The 18,190-nt window shown below is 47.5% G+C and carries 16 protein-coding genes; 15 read left to right on the top strand and 1 reads right to left on the bottom strand.

The features are described 5' to 3' along the window. The first annotated feature begins 108 nt into the window (after positions 1 to 108). Complete coding sequence (gene corA, locus MJ257_RS07225; RefSeq protein ID WP_240268591.1) at positions 109 to 1,068, top strand: magnesium/cobalt transporter CorA; 960 nt, start codon at positions 109 to 111, stop codon at positions 1,066 to 1,068. A 42-nt stretch (positions 1,069 to 1,110) separates the two neighbouring features. On the opposite strand, the gene MJ257_RS07220 is transcribed toward corA, so the two are convergent. After that, the gene (locus MJ257_RS07220) at positions 1,111 to 1,626 is read right to left on the bottom strand and encodes a hypothetical protein (RefSeq protein WP_240268590.1); all 516 of its coding nucleotides are present in this window, start codon (positions 1,624 to 1,626) and stop codon (positions 1,111 to 1,113) included. Positions 1,627 to 1,967: 341 nt separating this feature from the next. Here MJ257_RS07220 and MJ257_RS07215 point away from each other — a divergent pair, with 341 nt between their 5' ends. The 14 genes from MJ257_RS07215 (at position 1,968) to MJ257_RS07150 (ending at position 18,145) form a co-directional block, all read left to right on the top strand. After that, positions 1,968 to 2,258: a YerC/YecD family TrpR-related protein gene (locus tag MJ257_RS07215; RefSeq protein ID WP_240268589.1), complete on the top strand. Its 291-nt coding sequence runs from the start codon at positions 1,968 to 1,970 to the stop codon at positions 2,256 to 2,258. 34 nt (positions 2,259 to 2,292) lie between these two features. Continuing rightward, entirely contained in the window at positions 2,293 to 3,117 is an 825-nt protein-coding gene (locus MJ257_RS07210; RefSeq protein ID WP_240268593.1) for a sirohydrochlorin chelatase, read from the top strand. A gap of 29 nt (positions 3,118 to 3,146) precedes the next feature. Further along, entirely contained in the window at positions 3,147 to 4,028 is an 882-nt protein-coding gene (locus tag MJ257_RS07205; RefSeq protein ID WP_240268588.1) for a diacylglycerol kinase, read from the top strand. A gap of 776 nt (positions 4,029 to 4,804) precedes the next feature. After that, entirely contained in the window at positions 4,805 to 6,481 is a 1,677-nt protein-coding gene (rlmD, locus tag MJ257_RS07200) for a 23S rRNA (uracil(1939)-C(5))-methyltransferase RlmD (protein WP_372489752.1), read from the top strand. 222 nt (positions 6,482 to 6,703) lie between these two features. Continuing rightward, positions 6,704 to 8,395 (top strand): DUF262 domain-containing protein, encoded by a 1,692-nt coding sequence (locus MJ257_RS07195; RefSeq protein ID WP_240268586.1) that lies wholly within the window; start codon positions 6,704 to 6,706, stop codon positions 8,393 to 8,395. Positions 8,396 to 9,298: 903 nt separating this feature from the next. Then, entirely contained in the window at positions 9,299 to 9,994 is a 696-nt protein-coding gene (gene vanR / locus MJ257_RS07190) for a VanR-ABDEGLN family response regulator transcription factor (RefSeq protein WP_240268585.1), read from the top strand. Positions 9,995 to 10,046: 52 nt separating this feature from the next. Continuing rightward, positions 10,047 to 11,126, top strand: a complete 1,080-nt coding sequence (locus MJ257_RS07185; RefSeq protein ID WP_372489753.1) for a sensor histidine kinase — start codon at positions 10,047 to 10,049, stop codon at positions 11,124 to 11,126. A 134-nt stretch (positions 11,127 to 11,260) separates the two neighbouring features. After that, entirely contained in the window at positions 11,261 to 12,148 is an 888-nt protein-coding gene (locus MJ257_RS07180) for an ABC transporter ATP-binding protein (RefSeq protein ID WP_240268583.1), read from the top strand. A gap of 3 nt (positions 12,149 to 12,151) precedes the next feature. After that, positions 12,152 to 13,396: an ABC transporter permease gene (locus MJ257_RS07175; protein WP_240268582.1), complete on the top strand. Its 1,245-nt coding sequence runs from the start codon at positions 12,152 to 12,154 to the stop codon at positions 13,394 to 13,396. A gap of 217 nt (positions 13,397 to 13,613) precedes the next feature. Next, entirely contained in the window at positions 13,614 to 14,186 is a 573-nt protein-coding gene (locus MJ257_RS07170) for a uracil-DNA glycosylase (protein WP_240268581.1), read from the top strand. 12 nt (positions 14,187 to 14,198) lie between these two features. Then, on the top strand, positions 14,199 to 14,495 hold the full coding sequence (locus MJ257_RS07165) for a hypothetical protein (RefSeq protein ID WP_240268580.1): 297 nt from the start codon (positions 14,199 to 14,201) through the stop codon (positions 14,493 to 14,495). A gap of 3 nt (positions 14,496 to 14,498) precedes the next feature. Further along, on the top strand, positions 14,499 to 14,789 hold the full coding sequence (locus MJ257_RS07160) for a DUF1905 domain-containing protein (RefSeq protein ID WP_240268579.1): 291 nt from the start codon (positions 14,499 to 14,501) through the stop codon (positions 14,787 to 14,789). A 167-nt stretch (positions 14,790 to 14,956) separates the two neighbouring features. Then, the gene (locus tag MJ257_RS07155; RefSeq protein WP_240268578.1) at positions 14,957 to 17,209 is read left to right on the top strand and encodes an ATP-binding cassette domain-containing protein; all 2,253 of its coding nucleotides are present in this window, start codon (positions 14,957 to 14,959) and stop codon (positions 17,207 to 17,209) included. A 3-nt stretch (positions 17,210 to 17,212) separates the two neighbouring features. Beyond that, positions 17,213 to 18,145, top strand: a complete 933-nt coding sequence (locus MJ257_RS07150) for a helix-turn-helix transcriptional regulator (RefSeq protein ID WP_240268577.1) — start codon at positions 17,213 to 17,215, stop codon at positions 18,143 to 18,145. Positions 18,146 to 18,190: the final 45 nt, after the last annotated feature.

The following is an 18,190-nucleotide window of genomic DNA, read 5'->3' as shown; positions in this document are numbered from 1 at the left end:
ATCGACGTCGAATCTTGAATTCAGCCGGGCCTTATAATGATACCTATTTCGGATTAACGACGAAAGCCAATCTGCCGAGGATTGGCTTTTTTGAGGAGGCGGCGCATGATGATCAGGACCATGGGGATGACGCGGGACCATCAGGTTGTGACGGATCTTCCGCTGGAGCGGATCAAAGACGGGCATTTCGTGTGGACCTGGGTCGATTTGGACGCCCCTACGCCTGAGGAAACCGAGGTGCTGTCGAGCTTTTTTCATTTTCACCCGCTAGCGATCGAGGATTGCTTGCATGTGCTGCAGCGGCCGAAAATGGACTATTATGAAGATTTTCAGTTCCTGGTGTTGCACGCGATAGACGAAAAAACGCTGGATACCGTGGAAGTGGATCTGTTTATCGGGGACGCATGCCTGGTGTCGTTTCACCAGCGGCGGTTGGACGAATTGGATGAAGCGTGGAGCAGTATGCTGAATCGGGCCCATGACTATAAGGTCTGGGTGCACGGGCCCTATTCGGCTGCTTATAGGGTGATTGACAGCCTGGTGGACCATTATTTTCCTTGCGTGTACGAGATTGAAGACGAGCTTGACGAGTTGGAGAGTAAAGGCAGCAGCGAGTCGGTCGAGCAGCTGATGAACCAGGTGTTCGACCTGCGCAGTCGGCTGCTCAAGCTGCGGCGGACGATCGTCCCGATGCGCGACCTCATGTACCGCATCCTGAATTCGCAGCATGTCCAAGGCGATAAGGAGCCACGCGCTTATTACGCGGACATTTACGACCATCTGCTCAAGCTGTCGGAGATGATCGAGGCCGACCGGGAAATGACCGCGGATTTGCGCGACTCCTATATTTCGCTGAATTCCAACCGGATGAACGGGATCATGAAGACGCTGACGGTCATCACGACCATTTTTATGCCGCTGACGCTGATCGCCGGAATCTACGGGATGAATTTCGTTAACATGCCGGAGTTGCACTGGAAATACGGATATTTCGCGATTATCGGGCTGATGGCCGCACTCGGCGGCTGGATGATTCTCTGGTTTGGTAGACGGGGCTGGTTCAAGTAGGGTCGGCCCGTACGTGCCGTCAAAAGCAAAGCCGCCGCCGGGTTAGCGGCGGCGATTTCCCGATTTTCCGGATTTTCCTGATTTGCCGGTTGAGGAGCGCTTTCCGCTGCGGCCGGAGCCGGTACGGCTGCCGCTTTTCTTGCGGGTCGATTTGCGGCGGCGAGGCCGGTATTCGTCCATCCGGCCGGTGCGGCCGCCGGCGGACTTGCCTTTGCCTCCGGGCAAAAACGCGGTGAACAGCTTTGCCATCGGGGCGAATTGCTGCACGGTTTGCATCACCTTCTGCACCTGGCCCATCGTGGACAAGATGCCGTCGATTCCGCCCATGCGGTCGACGATGCCTTTCAGGTCGCCCAAGCTGGGCAGCGATAATCCGCCGCCGGACTTCGGCGTGGTCGAGGCGGCCGGCGCCTGGGTTGGAGCCGGAGACGGCGGGGAATAGGGGACAAGCGAGGAAGCCTCCGCTTTGATTCCGTACGGATTCACCCCCGGGTAGTAATGGGGGTACGGGTAGAACGGGGGCACCGGTCCTTGGCGTGAATCATGGTTCTGGGGCATGGTATCACTTTCCTTTTCAGATATTTTGTCGGGCGTGCGGATCGAAGGCCGATTCCTTCTTGTCCGCCCTTCCGAGACAAGACCTAGGTTTGGATCGGAGTACGCCGCAGGGGGATCCACTCGATGGAGACGGCATTATTTTCCCTGGCTAGGCGTTTGTATTACTATACTGTATGTGCCCGCCCTGCTTTGCGTATGGACGAATGTCCCGGTTCCGGTGGGCGTTTGCGGAATTTGGGCGTTCTTTCTGTGATGCGTGAAACCGTTAATGCTTGAAAAGGAGTACACCACTCGGGTACAATGGGGTTGTGGTTACAGTAACGGTAGGGGATGATAATTCAGTGCAACTGAAGAAATTAAACGACAAAACGATCGATCAATTATTCGAAGCCATTTTAACGTTAAAAGACATCGAGGAATGTTACATTTTTTTTGACGATCTGTGCACCGTAAACGAAATTCAGTCTTTGTCGCAACGGCTGGAAGTTGCCCGAATGTTGGGCAAAGGCAACACATACAACCAGATTGAAGCGGAAACCGGGGCCAGCACGGCGACGATATCGCGGGTGAAACGCTGCTTGAATTACGGCAACGATGGCTACAAGATGGCGTTGGATCGTTTAGGGCGTTAAGCCTATGGCAGAAGAAATACGAGCGCAGTCGATGATGCCGGCGAAGGTGAGGAAGGCATCCCACGAGGGAGAGGTTGTACGCAAACCGGGTGTTCTGGTCATTAGCCACGGTTCCCCTGACGAGCATTGGGTGGCCCTCGTGGAGGCGGCGGTGGCGGAAGCGGCGGTTGATTTGCCTGCCGGCCTTCCGCTGGCCTGCGCTTTTCTCGAAACCGTGGAAGGCCGTCTGATGATCCAGGACGGCATCGATCGGCTGGAATCCCAGGGAGTGACGGACATGATCGTCATTCCCTTGTTCGTGTCCTCGGGGAGTACACATATCGATGAGATCGCTTATGCGTTGGGCGTGAAGGATACACCGGAGAAGGAAACCGACCTGGAGCGTTTTCGGGTTTCCGCTCGGGTGTTTTTTGGCGATCCGATCGATGACGGGCCGCTGGTGGCGGCGATGGTCTGGGATAAGGTGAAAAGGCTGTCGGTGCGGCCGGAGCAGGAGGTGCTGCTGCTTGTGGGGCACGGCAGCGTGCATCCGGGCTTTTTGCAGCGCTGGGAGCGTGGAATGGCTTCGTTGGCGGCGCAGGCCGGAGAACTCGCCGGACTTGCGGGCGGGGCCGATTACGCGCTGCTGAATCCGGACAGCGTGCGTTCGAAGATGCGGTATTGGTCGGAGCAGCGAGGCATGGACGTTATCGTGGCGCCGCTCTTTTTGAGCGCGGGGTATTTTACCAAGGTCACGATCCCGAAGCGGTTGGAGGGACTGGCTCACCGGTATTCGGGAGAGGCGTTACTGCCCCATCCTTTGGCGGCTCGCTGGATGTCGCAGCAAATATTGAATATAATGGGATCATTGACATGTTGACATTCTGATAATCGGGTGGCGTTTGTAGGATGAAGAGAGCTAGATTGATTTATAATCCGACCTCGGGAAGAGAAGAGATGCGGCGCTTGCTGCCGGATGTGCTGGAACGCCTGGATCAGGGCGGCATCGAAACGTCGTGCCATGCCACGACCGGGGAAGGCGATGCGATGCGCGAGGCCGCTCTGGCGGTGGAGCGCGGCTACGACATCATTATTGCGGCCGGCGGCGACGGTACGCTGAATGAGGTCGTTAACGGCATGGCCGGGAAGAGCAATTTGCCGCCGCTGGGGGTGTTCCCGCTCGGAACCACCAACGATTTTGCCCGCGCCATGGGGATATCCAGGCGTTGGGAGGATTATTGCGACCTGGTCATTGAGAATCAAACGAGGCCGATCGACATCGGCAAGGTAAACGGTCGGCATTTCATCAACATCGCCGGCGGCGGCACCTTGACCGAGCTAACGTACGAAGTGCCCAGCCGGCTTAAGACGCTGATCGGTCAACTGGCCTATTATATGAAGGGGATCGAGAAGATGGCCAGCTTGTCGCCGACGAAGCTGATCATCGACGCCGAAGGCTGCGACGTGATCGAAGGCGAATTCATGCTGTTCCTGATCGCCAACAGCAACTCGGTCGGCGGCTTCGAGAAGCTGGCGCCGGACGCGCGCATCGACGACGGGCTGCTCGATGTGATCGCTGTCAAGAAGTGCAACCTGGCGGAGTTCATCCGTCTGGTGACGATGGCGCTGCGCGGCGATCATTTGGGCGACTCGCATGTCGTTTACTTCAGGACGCGGCGCATGGAGGTGACCTCGCCCGGCCATGTCATGCTCAATCTCGACGGCGAACTGGGCGGCGAGCTGCCGGGCGTGTTCGAGATATTGCCGCAGCATTTGCAGATTTTTGCTTAGGTGAGTAGGGGAAGAGATCAAGGTAAAAGATTTAGGTAAATGATCTAGGTAAATGATCTAGATAAAAGATTTAGGTAATTGATCAAAGATGCTGTTTTGGGACGATCCCCCGCCGGGTTGGCGGGGGATTTGGCTTGGGGTGGGGCGGTATGCGGTATGCGGTGGAGGGTGAGCGGCGAGCCGGGTAAGCGGGGCATGTTAGAGGGGCGAGAGCAGTAGCGGGAGGCCCCAGCAGGGCCTGTAAAGGCTTGCCGAATGAAATGATGCGGTATCTGCGGGTAACTGTTGCAACAAGGTTGGGTAAACTTTTGGAGCCGTGCAAGGAATGATTAAGGGGAACTCTAAACTAAATCGTATATTGAACTGGGTACGGCGATCGGTAGGATCGGGATTGGAATGAGGTAAGGGGCTTTGTTAGGGTGTTCGAAACCAACTAAGTGGAAATTCTACAGTTCTTTTCTTGAGTAATCGAGGCGCGGGGAGAATTAGTTGGAAAAAGTACAGTTGTTTTCGCGAGAAAAGGTGAAAATAAGTGAAATTGGCCGAAATAGGTGTAGGTTTTCCAATTAGTTTTGCGAAATCGGGCCAAACGGGGTAAATTAGATGGGTGATTTCCAGCTAGTTCGTTTATGGACGAGCTAGTTCACCTATAGGGACGATGGACGAATGTCTTTTCTCGATAATGAAAGGTTGCAGGGAAAGAGGTAGAACAGACTTGCGTTGGATTTGAAGAATACTGGTGTAACCGGTTCAGTTGAACATAGAAGGAGAACGTCATGACGAAACAACGGAGTAACAGGGGCCGTCCCGGCGGCAATCGGATGAGCGGAGCTCGGGGACAAGCACAAAAGAGAACTAGCGCTGCGAAAAATGGCCGTGGCGGGCGAGAGGCAGGAGCCGAAACCAACGGTAGTCTTAAATCGCGGGGGCGTGCGGCTGCGGCCGAAGCCTTGATTGCCGGCCTTCCCGTGGCGAAGAACGATGAGGTTGTACTCGACATCATCGGGATGAACCACGACGGGGAAGGCGTCGGCCGGGCCGAAGGCTACACGCTGTTTGTGGCAGGCGCCTTGCCGGGCGAGAAGGCCCGGGTCAAGGTGCTCAAGACGAAGAAGCAGTATGGCTACGCCAAACTGCTGGATGTGGTTGAGGCGAGCCCGGACAGGGTGGCCCCGCCCTGTCCGATCTACGACAAGTGCGGAGGCTGCCAGCTGCAGCACTTGGGCTACGACGCGCAGCTCGCGTGGAAGCGGCAGCACGTCGTCGACGCGCTGGAGCGGATCGGCAAGCTGCGCGTGGCGGGGGGCGCGCCGGGAACAGGCGCGCTTGCGGGCGGCAGCGGCGAAGCGGGCGCTGCCGCTGGGGATTGGGCGGCCGCGGGTGCGGCGGCCACCGATGCCGCCAGCGCCGCCGAGGGCGGCGACAATGCCGTCGTCGTGCGGCCGACGCTGGGCATGGCCGCGCCTTGGCGCTATCGCAACAAGGCGCAGGTGCCCGTCGGCGTCACCGACGGCGCCCTGGTTGGCGGTTTCTACGCTCGCGGCAGCCATCGCATCGTCGACATGGAGACATGCCTCATCCAGCACGAGAGCAACGATGATGTCGTCAGCCGCGTCAAGACGATCGGGCGCCGCCTCGGCATCACCGCCTACGACGAGAAGACGGGACAAGGCTTGCTTCGTCATGTCGTAGTGAAGGTCGGCTTCCGGACCGGCGAAATGATGCTGGTGCTGGTTACGAACGGCGACCGGATCCCCCATGAGGGCGAGTGGATCGCCGCGATCCGCGAAGAGATGCCGCCCGTCGTCAGCATCTGCCAGAACGTTAATACGCGGCAGACGAACGTCATCTTCGGCGATGTGACTCGCGTTCTGTGGGGGCGCGAAGTGATTTTTGATTATATCGGGGACGTGAAGTTTGCGATCTCGGCGCGTTCTTTTTACCAAGTAAACCCGCTCCAGATGGAAGTATTGTACGGTAAAACAGTGGAGTACGCCGGTCTGACCGGGCAAGAGACGGTCATCGACGCTTACTGCGGCATCGGCACCATTTCCCTGTTCCTGGCGCAGCATGCCAAGCGGGTGTACGGCGTGGAGATTGTCAAAGAGGCGATCGAAGACGCCCGCGTCAACGCCGAGTTGAACGGGATGAACCACGTCACTTTCGAGGTCGGCGCCTCCGAAGACGTCATCCCGGCCTGGAAAGAGCAGGGCATCGAAGCCGACCTCATCGTCGTCGACCCGCCCCGCAAAGGCTGCGACCCGCGCCTGCTGGACACCATCCTCGAAATGAAGCCTGAGCGCGTAGTGTACGTGAGCTGCAACCCCGCGACTCTGGCCCGCGACCTGCGCATCCTTGAGGACGGCGGGTACCGGACGGTCGAGGTCACACCGGTCGATATGTTCCCGCATACGGTGCATGTGGAGTGCTGTGTGTCACTTGTCAGGAAGTAATATATCAGAAGTGCATTTACCTTCTACATTTGAGCCTAAGCGGTGTTAGCGCTTGGGCTTTTCTTATGCGGAGGCCCTGTAGAGCCAATGTGAAAGATATTCAGAAAATGGAAGGGGATTGAAAAAATATGTCGAACTTGAACTATATGAGGGTAATGATTATACGGTAACAATCCGGCACAAGGCTGGAAGTACACTCATGAAGGATGGAGAGGTTTGAGTATGAGTAGATTAATTGATAGCAGTATAACAATATACGAGGCTTTACAAAACATCAAAGACGGAAAGTATGTAATGCCTGCTTTTCAAAGACAATTTGTCTGGGGTATGGAGCAAATTGAAAAACTATGGGATTCCATCTTGCTGGATTATCCTATTGCTACATTTCTATTCTGGCACGTTGATGACTCCAATGTGACATGGGATACTTATTTTTGTGGCTTTCTTTCGGAGGTTACATTTGATAGCAGAAAACAGGCAGACAGTGTTAATTATGAGTTGATAAGTATAAACGTTAAGAATACCAATACGGCAGTATTGGATGGACAGCAAAGGCTAACATCACTGTTTCTATCATTGTTCGGAGGAGCATACATACGTCCGAATTATGCGAGAAAGAAGACCGGGGACAAGATAGTATCTAAACTTTTGATAGAACTGAACAAGAATAAGATATCTGTCGATGAGGAAGAGTATAATACCAAGAAATTCGATATTAAGTTTAGTGAGAAGATTGGAAGATTGAGCCCGACCCAATTTGAGATAAAGCATATCCTTGATGAGAAGTTCCAAGATGAAACTACGAGAGAGAAAGCAATTGAAGAAACTATTGCTAATGTTCCGGCAGACAGCAAGGATTACGCACGAGATATACTGCAAAAGTTATATAACAAGGTTTATGTCGAAAAACTGATCAGATATACGGAAATTATGGACATGAAACAAGACGATGCTCTTGAAATGTTTGTAAGGTTTAATAGCGGCGGTAAAGCATTACGTAAATCTGAAATAACAATGTCAATTCTAGAGGCATACTGGCCAAGTGCGAAAACGGAGTTTGGAAAAATTCTCGTTGATTCATATGCAGGCTTTGGTACGGACTTTATTATCCGTTCAGCTTTGATGCTGTATGGTGATGTTGTTAAATCCAACATTAACAAAAAGATTGCAGAGGACTTAAAAAATGATTGGAGTGGTTTCAAAAAAGCTCTCACTAACTTGGAAAACCTTTTGAAAGAAATGAAAATTGATGTGAGCCGGTTTTCAAGTAGTTGGAACGTTCTGTTGCCGATTATCTATTATATTTACTACACCCCTGATTACGATAAAAACATCAAAGGTGTTCGTGCTTACTTACTTAGGGCGATATTCTTTACTTATTTCCAATCAGGTACTACAACTAAGCTGCAACAGATGAAGAGTAGTATCAACAGTTTTGATTACGAAATTACAATTGAAATGCTCGATCAGATGAATGACTTAAGAGTTACAGATGGTAAAATTGAAGATGTACTCAACTCCGAAAAAGGTAGCAGAGTTGCTGGTGAGGTTTTGTACTACTTGAATCTTGATTGGACTAATAAGAGCTTTAAGTATGAACAAGACCATCTTCACCCTGATAGCAGGTTTAGCGAAAGTAAGCCAGTATCTGTTTCTGTAGAGGATTGGAAAAGGTGGCGTGGAATGCGCAATCGATTACCTAATTTACATCTACTTGAGGGCAGAAGCAATGGTAGCAAAAATGATATGCGCCTCGTTGATTATTATAATGATATGAACGATATGCAAAAGGCGGAATTTTGTAATCAGGCAATGATTCCTCAGAGTGTTTCACTTGAGATAGAAGACTTTGAAATATTTTATGAGGCTAGAAAAGCAGTGCTTACAGAAAAGATACGTGAGTTGTTAGAGTGATACTTCTGATTCATACTAAAGCCACTTCTTCTGTTTAATAAACTGGCAAAGCTCAAGCTCATGTGAAGCTTGAGCTGTTTCTTGTTATGTTACTTTGGTCCATACATGATACTTGATTATATGGTGTCGATGAATTTGTTCCGGGAGCAAGAAACCTAAAGAAATAATTCTTGTGGGTCAACTCGCTCCCGATACGGTTATAAGCATGACAACTTGGTTTAGGTATCCCGCTATTTTGAAATAATATGTGTTGACTCTGCTTACTCCACACATGTGGAGTGTGTTGCGAAACTGGTACGTCAGTGATACAGGTTTTAGATTCCTTGATGTATAAGGAGTTCTACCGTGTTACAGGCCTTGATTATTGAATGGAACATATTCGAAAATGCATCGTTGATGTGAAACTGATGTGAAACTTCTTGTGATTCTACAATAAATGGTGATAATTCGACATAAATAGACGCTCCGGATACGTTCATCCAAGCGTCTTTTTGTCCTGTTTGTCTTTACGTGGAGCAAATAAGCTTTTCTGGAGAATGAGGTGGATGTGGCGCCGCACCCAGATGCTCCTTTCTTGAGCCGTCTTTCAGTAAGGCTAGGGCCGTAGATGTGGATGGTTTTTCCTTGTTTTTAGAACGTTATACGGAAGGTCTGTCCATTGAGCAGGCAGCAGTAGAGCATTTGGTGGAAAACTGAGGGAAAAGAAAAGGGTATAAAATCTCCTGATTTCCTTTCAGAATAAGGGGAGACTGTAAAAATGGTACTCCCTTTCTCTTATTTAGACGAAATGATTCTATATTAGGGAATTCTTAATAATTTCTCATGCTAAAAATGATAAATAGGAAAGACTACTTTGATACAATAATAGGATACCTTGGGTCTGTTTGAAAGGAGGAACCTATGATGAGTGATCACATTCTTGTTGTAGATGATGAACACGATATAGCGGATTTGATAGAAGTCTATTTGCAAAATGAAAATTACACAGTATTTAAATTTTATTCTGCAAGTGAAGCCCTTGCTTGCCTAGAAAACACAGAGCTTGACCTTGCGATTCTGGATATTATGATGCCCGAAGTAAATGGATTTGCCCTTTGTCGTAAAATTAGGGAGAAGTATACATTTCCCGTAATTATGCTGACTGCCAAAGATGAAGAAACAGATAAAATCACGGGATTAACTTTAGGGGCTGACGATTATGTGACAAAGCCATTTCGACCACTTGAATTAATTGCCAGAGTAAAAGCACAGTTACGTCGGTATCAGAAATACAATACTTCTAAGCAGGAAACAGAAACAAGAACAGTTTTGTCTTACAGGGGGTTAGAAGTAAACACGGAAACATATGAATGTCTATTAAATGAAAAGCCGATCTCATTAACACCCACGGAATTTGCTATACTTCGTATTCTGTTGGAGAACAAAGGAATTGTTGTAAGCTCCGAGAAGTTGTTTCATGAAATATGGCAGGACGAATATTACAATAAAAGTAACAACACGATTACTGTACATATCCGGCATTTGCGTGAAAAAATAGGCGATACCGCAGATGAAGCCAAATATATAAAAACAATATGGGGCGTGGGATATAAAATTTAGTTTAGGCGGTAACAAATTGACGGCTGTGTTGCTGTTATTCAATTAAAATCCTATAAGGATAGAGATGAAAACTTTGAAGAAAAACGATATAGAAAAGAAATTGAGAATGAAACTGTACATCATCTTAATTCTTTATACCTTGATTGGTTATATCTTGGCAATTATATTCGACTATGGATTTAGTCAATTTTCAAATACATTTTTTCCGTGGCTTCATCTTAGAATTGAGGTTATCTATTTTTTGTATTTGGTCGTTGGCCTTTGCTGTATCTTTCATCATTACTGGAAAAAACCTTGGGGATATTTGCAGGAGGTCATCAATGCTACTAAAACCATATATCAGCCAAACGACAGCACCATTGAATTGTCGGAACCGCTCATAGATATGGAAAAACAGATGAACCAAATTAAAATGGCTGTCCTGCTTAGCCAGCAAGCCGTAAATGAAGCAGAAAACAAAAAGAACGAATGGGTCATGTATCTTGCACACGATATTCGTACGCCGCTTACCTCCGTAATCGGCTATTTGAGCTTACTTGATGAAGCGCCGGATATGCCCGTAGAACAGAAAGAAAAATATATCGGAATCGCTTTGAAAAAATCTATGCGGCTGGAGAAGCTGATTAACGAATTTTTTGAAATCACAAGATACAATACGCAGCAAATTAAACTGACAAAATCAAAGGTTGACTTGTATTATATGCTTGTGCAGCTCATTGATGAATTTTATCCTGCCTTATCCGCTAAGGGGAATTCCGCTATCCTTAACGCAGATGAAAACCTGACAGTCTACGCCGATTCTGAAAAGCTGGCAAGAGTGTTTAATAACATTCTCAAAAATGCGGTTGCATATAGCTACCCCAATACCGAAATTATGATTTCTGCAAAAGCGGACAAAGATACAACTACGGTTACATTTGAAAATCACGGTCCAACGATCCCGTCTGTTCAACTATCCTCTATTTTTGATAAATTTAACCGTTTGGACGATGCACGTAAATCAGACACAGGCGGAGCAGGACTTGGGTTGTCTATCGCAGATGAAATCATCCGTCTACACGGTGGCGAAATTTCCGCCCAAAGTGAAAATGATACCATTACATTTACTGTAGCATTGCCGGCATTATCATAGGAAAACCTCAATCCGATCTTAGGATTTTCTTAGGAAATTATCCTGTTCCTATTAAAGTTTGAAACGTCCTTGTTCAGTACACTAAAACTGAACAAGGACGTTTGTCGTTGTAGTTTAGAAAAAGGAGAAGTGACATGGAACTGACCATTACAAACCTTAAGAAAAAGTTTAAGGATAAAACCGCAGTCGATGATGTTTCCTTCAGCCTTACACCGGGCGTATGGGGATTGCTTGGAGCAAACGGAGCGGGTAAGACAACACTCATGCGTATGATTGCGGATATTCTAAATCCAACCAGCGGAACCATTTCTTATGATGGTAAGGACATTCATATGATGGGGGAAGCCTATAGAACTCGATTTGGATTTTTACCGCAGGACTTTGGCTTCTTTCAAGACTTTACGGTAAAAGATTACTTGGAATATGTTGCTGCACTGAAAGATGTTCCTGCAAGGGAAACCAGAAAAAAGATAGATGGCTTGCTGGATACCCTCACCCTTTCCAATGTGAAGAGTAAAAAAATGGTTAAGCTGTCGGGTGGAATGAAACGGAGGGTAGGGATTGCACAAGCAATGCTGAATGATCCTGAAATTCTGATGATGGACGAACCGACGGCGGGTCTTGACCCAGGGGAACGGGTGCGCTTTCGCAACTTCATTTCCGAATTTTCACAGGGGAGGATCGTACTCATTTCAACACATATCGTGTCAGACATTGAGTATATCTCTACCCAAAATGCCATTATGAAAGCAGGAAAGATTCTTGATGTAGGCACAACCGATGAATTGGTAAAACAAGTTGTGGGAAAAGTTTGGACTTGCGTGGTTCCTGCCGAGAAAATGCCCATGTATGAAATGCAGCTGCGGATTATCAATCAACGCAGTGAGGGGGATCATCAGGTATCTATCCGCTATCTGGCAGAGGAAGCGAAAACAAGTGATTCTGTAATGGCTCCTCCCCGTTTGGAGGATTTATATTTATGGTTGTTCCCGCAAGAGGAAACCCTTGAGGAGGGAAAATAATCCATGCGTATTTATTTACTTGAAGTAAAGCGCGTGCTTAAATCACGTCGTTCCATCATTTTATTGCTTATCGCACTGGTAATGTCTGCGGTCATGGCATGGCTGCCCGTTATGTACGAGGACATCAATCAATATGACCCCAATGGCAACAAAGTCGCCGAATTAAATGGTTTGGATGCGATCGCTTATAAGAAGTCGCTACGCTCTGCGAATAACGGAGTGGTTACCCCGGATAAGCTCAAAGAAGCTTTAACCCTCTATCAAAGTGCTGTTCAGCCATATGGAGAAGACAGTATTTACAGCGGAGAATTTCCGATAAAGCTTTACATGGAAAAAGTATTTCCGGTAGAAGCGCTTTTAGGCAGACTGCCCGAAGCCTATTCTGACCCCAAAACGGGTCAGGGAACGAGTTTAATGGAGATTTCTCCCGACAAATTAGACGGTTTCTATGAACAAACCGTACAGCACTTGAAAGACATTATGCAGATGGAGCAAAAAGGACACCCTGCTGCACAGAAAGCATCCTTGCAAAAATATACGGAGATAAAAACGCCCTTTCAGTTTTATCCCGGGTATTCAAGGGACGCCTTTGACTATATTGTTCTTTTTATTTTTATCCTTGTTGTTCTATGTACCGCTGCCGCTACCCCGACGTTTTCCAATGAATATCAAACGGGTTCGGATAGTATCTTGCGCTGCACCAAGTATGGGCGTTCCCGATTGGCAACTGTAAAAATAATGGCTGCGCTGACCATTTTCACCGCAACGTTTATCATTTGTATTTCGCTGCATTTGCTCATTTCAAATCTTGCATTTGGAACAGAATGCATGAAAACATCAATGCAGATGTTGTTTTCCGTTATCAGCCTGCCTGCATTTAATTTAGGACAACTTCAGATTGCCTTGGCAATCGGAGGAATTATTTCATTGCTGGCAACCCTTAGTTTTACACTATTTCTATCAGCCAAATTCAAGGATTCCCTTTCTGTTATCCTGATCGCTATTGTAGTGTGCCTGCTCCCTATATTTACCTATTCAGCCGGAGCTAATTGGCTAACCTTTCTCTTACCCTCAGGGGGAATCGGTATGCAGAACAGTTTACTTTATCAACTGACAGGTTTTACTTACCTGCATCTGGGTCAGGCAAGTATATGGTCACCTTATGTGACATTAGCAGCAGCAATAATTGAAATTCCTGTCTTTCTGTTTCTTGCTGTACGTACTTACTGCAAGCATCAAGTTGCCTAATATTGACTGTCACTTCATAAAACTGCCCAGCGGTTAGCATAAAAAAGGCGTTCGGCAATATGAGAGAAGACTGAAAAAAAGAGGACTAAAAAATGAAATAAAATAGTGCGAAAAGCGGAGGAACGTAAGAGGGGAAGGATACTCCAAATACGGAGATGCTTGGCTTCATCCCGAGGCGGACGAAGAAGGGGAGTTCGAAAGCAAGATCCGAGATTTGGTGAATTGGTTAGCCAGACAGGACCTACCTGAAGTCGGGAACTTTTACGCAGATTCGGATATGAGGAGACTGAATTTAATTAAATACTTTAGTGCGTTATACTGGATTAAGCCCGATTGGATGTTTATCGGTGAGGCGCCAGGGGTTCATGGTTGCGTAAAGACGGGGATTCCCTTTACTTCGGAGCGATTGATTCAAGAAAGACGCTTGGAGCGTCATTTTCCTGGTACCCGATTTGTGGTGGAGGGCAATAAATCCGAAGCTTCGGCAACTGTTGTTTGGGGGGCGGTGGATCGGTTGGCGAAGCCACCGGTGATGTGGAACGCGTTTCCGCTACACCCTAGGAACAAGGACGGGGGAAATAGGACTCCAACTTCTGCTGAACTGAGAATGGGGGCATATGCACTTTCGACGGTTATGGATTTGTTTCCGGGAGTTAAGGTCATTTCCGTAGGAGAAAAAGCAAAAAAGGTTTGTAAGAAAATTGGAGTGCAAACAGCAGGACACTTAATACACCCTTCTTTTCATGCCAAGGAATTCCGCGAACAGTTTGAGACGTATTTCTTCAACTAGCAATAGGAACGAGTGGAACGGATCAATGGTAACCAGCCGGATGCAGAATATGGTACAACGATTAGAATATATAACTCCAAGAGTCAGGCATGGGATATTTTTTATGGATGTGAAGGCGAGGTGACTCGTCTTGAAGCAAGGAAAGACGGAGAAAAAGTGGTTTTAACCGAAATATCGTCAGAAAAAATGAAATGGGTATTTTCAGAGACCACCAGGTTTAAGCGGCATTTTTATTATCCCCTCAACGCATGTGGAATCGGTGGCGTTGTTGGTGAAGAACCAATAAACGTTATACTCATCAGGAGGTAACAGATGAACCCCAAAACCTACAAATTTGAAGCGGTGATTCACAAGGTCCCTGACGTGGACGGGGCGTATGTTGAATTTCCTTATGATCTCAAGGAGGAGTTCGGTAAGGGCAGAGTTAAGGTTCACGCGACGTTCGATGGTGAGCCATACGGTGGAAGCATCGTGAATATGGGGGTCAAGAACGCCGATGGGTCAGTATGCTACATCCTGGGCTTGCGTAAGGAGATCCGTGCGAAGATTGGCAAGCAGCCAGGCGACAGGGTCAAAGTCACCATCAAAGCACGGGAGAGTTGATCTTGAAGAGGTCGAAGAGGGGGGACGAGCCCCTCTCTTTTGCACAACTTGAAGGTGTCCCCTGATCCCATTGCTTCATATTTATCAACCCTGACATAATGTTGTCAGGGTACTTCTGTATAATGAGCTTTAAATAAATGTCAGACTATACAGGAGTGGTAAATCTGATGGAACCGAATCAATATATCAAACTTGTAGGCTTAAAGGAAAATAACTTAAAAAATATAACACTCTCTATTCCCAAAAAGAAAATCACTGTGTTTACGGGCGTTTCCGGTTCCGGAAAGTCATCCATCGTGTTCGACACGATCAGCAAGGAAGCCCAGCGTCAATTAAATCAAACCTTTACGGCGTATATTCAAAATCGATTGCCCACCTACAGTCAACCGGACGCATTGTCCATCGAGAATCTTTCCCCCGCCGTGGTGATCGATCAAAAGCGATTAGGCGGAAATGTACGTTCAACGCTGGGTACGGTCACGGACACTTACTCCTTGCTGCGATTATTATTTTCTCGGATCGGGCAACCCTTTATTGGCGAATCGGATGTGTTTTCCTTCAACAATCCGAAGGGAATGTGTCCGAGGTGTCAGGGAATGGGGCGAAGGGTGGAGCCCGATATAGAGAAGCTGTTTGATAAAACAAAATCACTGAATGAAGGCGCGATTTTGTTCTCCACCTTCACCGTGGGGACCTGGTATTGGCAGAAACATCTCATCTCGGGCCTATTTGATCCGGATAAAAAGCTAATGGATTACACGGAGACCGAGTGGCAAATGTTGCTTTACGGCAAAGACAAGAAAATCGCATTACCCTTAAAAAACGAACCCGTCAAGTATTTCGAAGGGGTTATTGACCGATTTAGACGCATGTTTTTGGAAAAAGAAATCCATCAATTATCAAACAATGTCAAGAAGTTTATTACCATAACCCATTGCACGGCATGTAATGGAACCCGGTTAAGCCACGAGGTATTAAATTGCAAAATAAATGGTTATAACATCGCCCAGTTCGCCGCTATGGAAATAGGCGAGTTGTTAAAGGTCCTCGAAGCCATAAATGATCCCATAGCCAAACCGATCATTTCCAATCTGTCCATTCGGCTGCATCATCTTGTAGACATGGGGCTCTACTATCTTTCGCTCAACCGGGAGACATCAACCTTGTCCGGCGGCGAATCGCAGCGCGTAAAAATGATAAGGCATCTGAACAGCAGTCTTACGGATATGATGTATATTTTTGATGAACCCAGTACCGGATTGCATCCCCGCGATGTACACCGCCTCAATCAGATGCTCGAGCGACTTCGGGACAAAGGAAACACCGTGATCGTGGTCGAGCATGACAAGGATGTGATTCAGATTGCCGATCATGTGGTCGATATTGGACCGGGCGCGGGTGAAAGTGGCGGCGAAATTGTCTATGAAGGGGATTTCCCGGGGTTATGCGTTGCCGATACACTAACCGGAAAGTATATGAGGGATACCCTATCCTTTAAAAAGGAAACTCGTAAACCCACCGGATATCTTTCCGTTGTTGGAGCCTCAAAACACAATCTGAAGAATGTCACTGCTCATATCCCTCGTGGTGTGCTCACTGTCATTACGGGAGTGGCCGGTTCGGGAAAAAGCACATTAATTTTTGATGTTTTTCCGGAGCAGCATCCCGATAGTATTGTGATCGACCCAAAGTCAGTGAGTACCTCGACCCGGTCAACCCCGGCGACTTATACGGGCATGATGGAGGAGATTCGGGATGCTTTTGCCTCAGCGAACAAGGTAAGCAAGTCGCTTTTTAGCTTTAATTCGGAAGGGGCGTGCCCGGACTGCCATGGCAACGGGTTTATTACTACGGACCTGGCATTTCTTGAAAGTATTCGAACGACTTGCGAAACCTGTCGTGGGAAACGGTTCAAAGAAGAAGTTCTTCAGTATAAGTTAAATGGAAAATCCATATCGGATGTACTGGACATGACCGTATTAGAGGCCCTATCCTTTTTCCGGGAGAAAGAAGTGGTCTCTACTTTACAAGCATTATCGGAAGTAGGATTAGACTATATGACGTTGGGGCAACCGTTGAATACGTTATCGGGCGGAGAATGCCAAAGAATTAAATTAGCGGGCGAGCTTCAGCGGTCCGGGAACATCTATGTGTTGGACGAGCCGACAACGGGGCTTCACATGTCCGATGTGAGACATTTATTATCCATTCTCAATCGCTTGGTTGATAACGGCAGTACCGTCATTGTGATCGAACACAACTTGGATGTGATGAAACAAGCGGATTGGATTATTGATCTTGGACCCGATGGCGGAAAACATGGAGGGGAGATCATGTTCGCAGGCACGCCGCAAGATTTGGTGACCCGATGTAACTCGATAACTGCACAATATTTAAGAAATGAGATTCCGGGGGACTGAACCTTGAAAATCGAACGGTTATTAGGGATCATTGTGCTGCTGATTCACAGGAAAAGGATGAAGGCTGAGGACCTATCGAGGTATTTTGAAGTATCCGAGAGAACGATATACCGGGATATCGAATCTCTTCATCGAGCAGGGATTCCCATCGTATCGCTTTCCGGACAAGACGGCGGTTATGAATTAATGGATGGGTTCAAATGGGATAAAACGTATCTGACTTTAGATGATTTACTCTCGATCCAATGGGCTTTAAGAAGCGTTGAAAAGGCTACGGGGTTCGAGGATATTCACGAATTGATTTCAAAAATCAATCTTTTAATCGACACAGTTCCCGCGCAAGACCCAAGCATCCAATTGCAAATTTCACATTCGAATAACAGTTCGCAACATATTCAAGCCCTATACAAATCCATTCAGAATTGTACTGTAATCAGGATTCGATACGTGGATCATAAAGGAAGTGAAACCGTGCGGGATATGGAACCGATGGGAATCTTTTTAAAAGATTATCACTGGTATACTTGGGGATATTGTTTACTGCGAAAGGAACTCAGAGTCTTTAAATTAACCCGGATCATTGAAACGTATAATACAAATCGCTATTTTACCAGGCGTGCCTATACGATTGAAGATCTCTATGGCAAGGAAGACGGGAAAGCGGATAGCGGCATAATCACGGTTTGCCTCCAATTTAGCCAAGAGATGAGGGCGCAAGTATTAGATCATTTTCAGAAAGATGAAATCATGAATCATCCGGACGGGACAATCCTCGTAAAGAAAAATTATTACACGGTTGATAAAGCTATCGCTCAAATTATTGGTTTTGGAAATAAAGTCAGCATTATTTATCCTGAAGAGCTCATTCAAACATTTATAGCCTGTTTAGATGACATCAAAAAATTGTACACCGACCAAGATCGTGGAGAAGTTTAAGGTGGATCACGAAAAGCTCCAAAGCTGCCGGCCGTGCTGCCGCGT

The sequence above is a fragment of the Paenibacillus timonensis genome, assembly GCF_022427145.1.
GTDB lineage: Bacteria > Bacillota > Bacilli > Paenibacillales > Paenibacillaceae > Fontibacillus > Fontibacillus timonensis.
The sequence above is the reverse complement of the archived record's forward strand: the minus strand, read 5'-3'. Positions and strand labels throughout refer to the sequence as shown.

Coding starts and splice junctions, on each gene's coding strand:
- corA (WP_240268591.1), top strand. CDS start 109: ATGATCAGGACCATGGGGATGACGCGGGACCATCAGGTTGTGACGGAT.
- MJ257_RS07220 (WP_240268590.1), bottom strand. CDS start 1,626: ATGCCCCAGAACCATGATTCACGCCAAGGACCGGTGCCCCCGTTCTAC.
- MJ257_RS07210 (WP_240268593.1), top strand. CDS start 2,293: ATGCCGGCGAAGGTGAGGAAGGCATCCCACGAGGGAGAGGTTGTACGC.
- MJ257_RS07205 (WP_240268588.1), top strand. CDS start 3,147: ATGAAGAGAGCTAGATTGATTTATAATCCGACCTCGGGAAGAGAAGAG.
- rlmD (WP_372489752.1), top strand. CDS start 4,805: ATGACGAAACAACGGAGTAACAGGGGCCGTCCCGGCGGCAATCGGATG.
- MJ257_RS07195 (WP_240268586.1), top strand. CDS start 6,704: ATGAGTAGATTAATTGATAGCAGTATAACAATATACGAGGCTTTACAA.
- vanR (WP_240268585.1), top strand. CDS start 9,299: ATGAGTGATCACATTCTTGTTGTAGATGATGAACACGATATAGCGGAT.
- MJ257_RS07180 (WP_240268583.1), top strand. CDS start 11,261: ATGGAACTGACCATTACAAACCTTAAGAAAAAGTTTAAGGATAAAACC.
- MJ257_RS07175 (WP_240268582.1), top strand. CDS start 12,152: ATGCGTATTTATTTACTTGAAGTAAAGCGCGTGCTTAAATCACGTCGT.
- MJ257_RS07160 (WP_240268579.1), top strand. CDS start 14,499: ATGAACCCCAAAACCTACAAATTTGAAGCGGTGATTCACAAGGTCCCT.
- MJ257_RS07155 (WP_240268578.1), top strand. CDS start 14,957: ATGGAACCGAATCAATATATCAAACTTGTAGGCTTAAAGGAAAATAAC.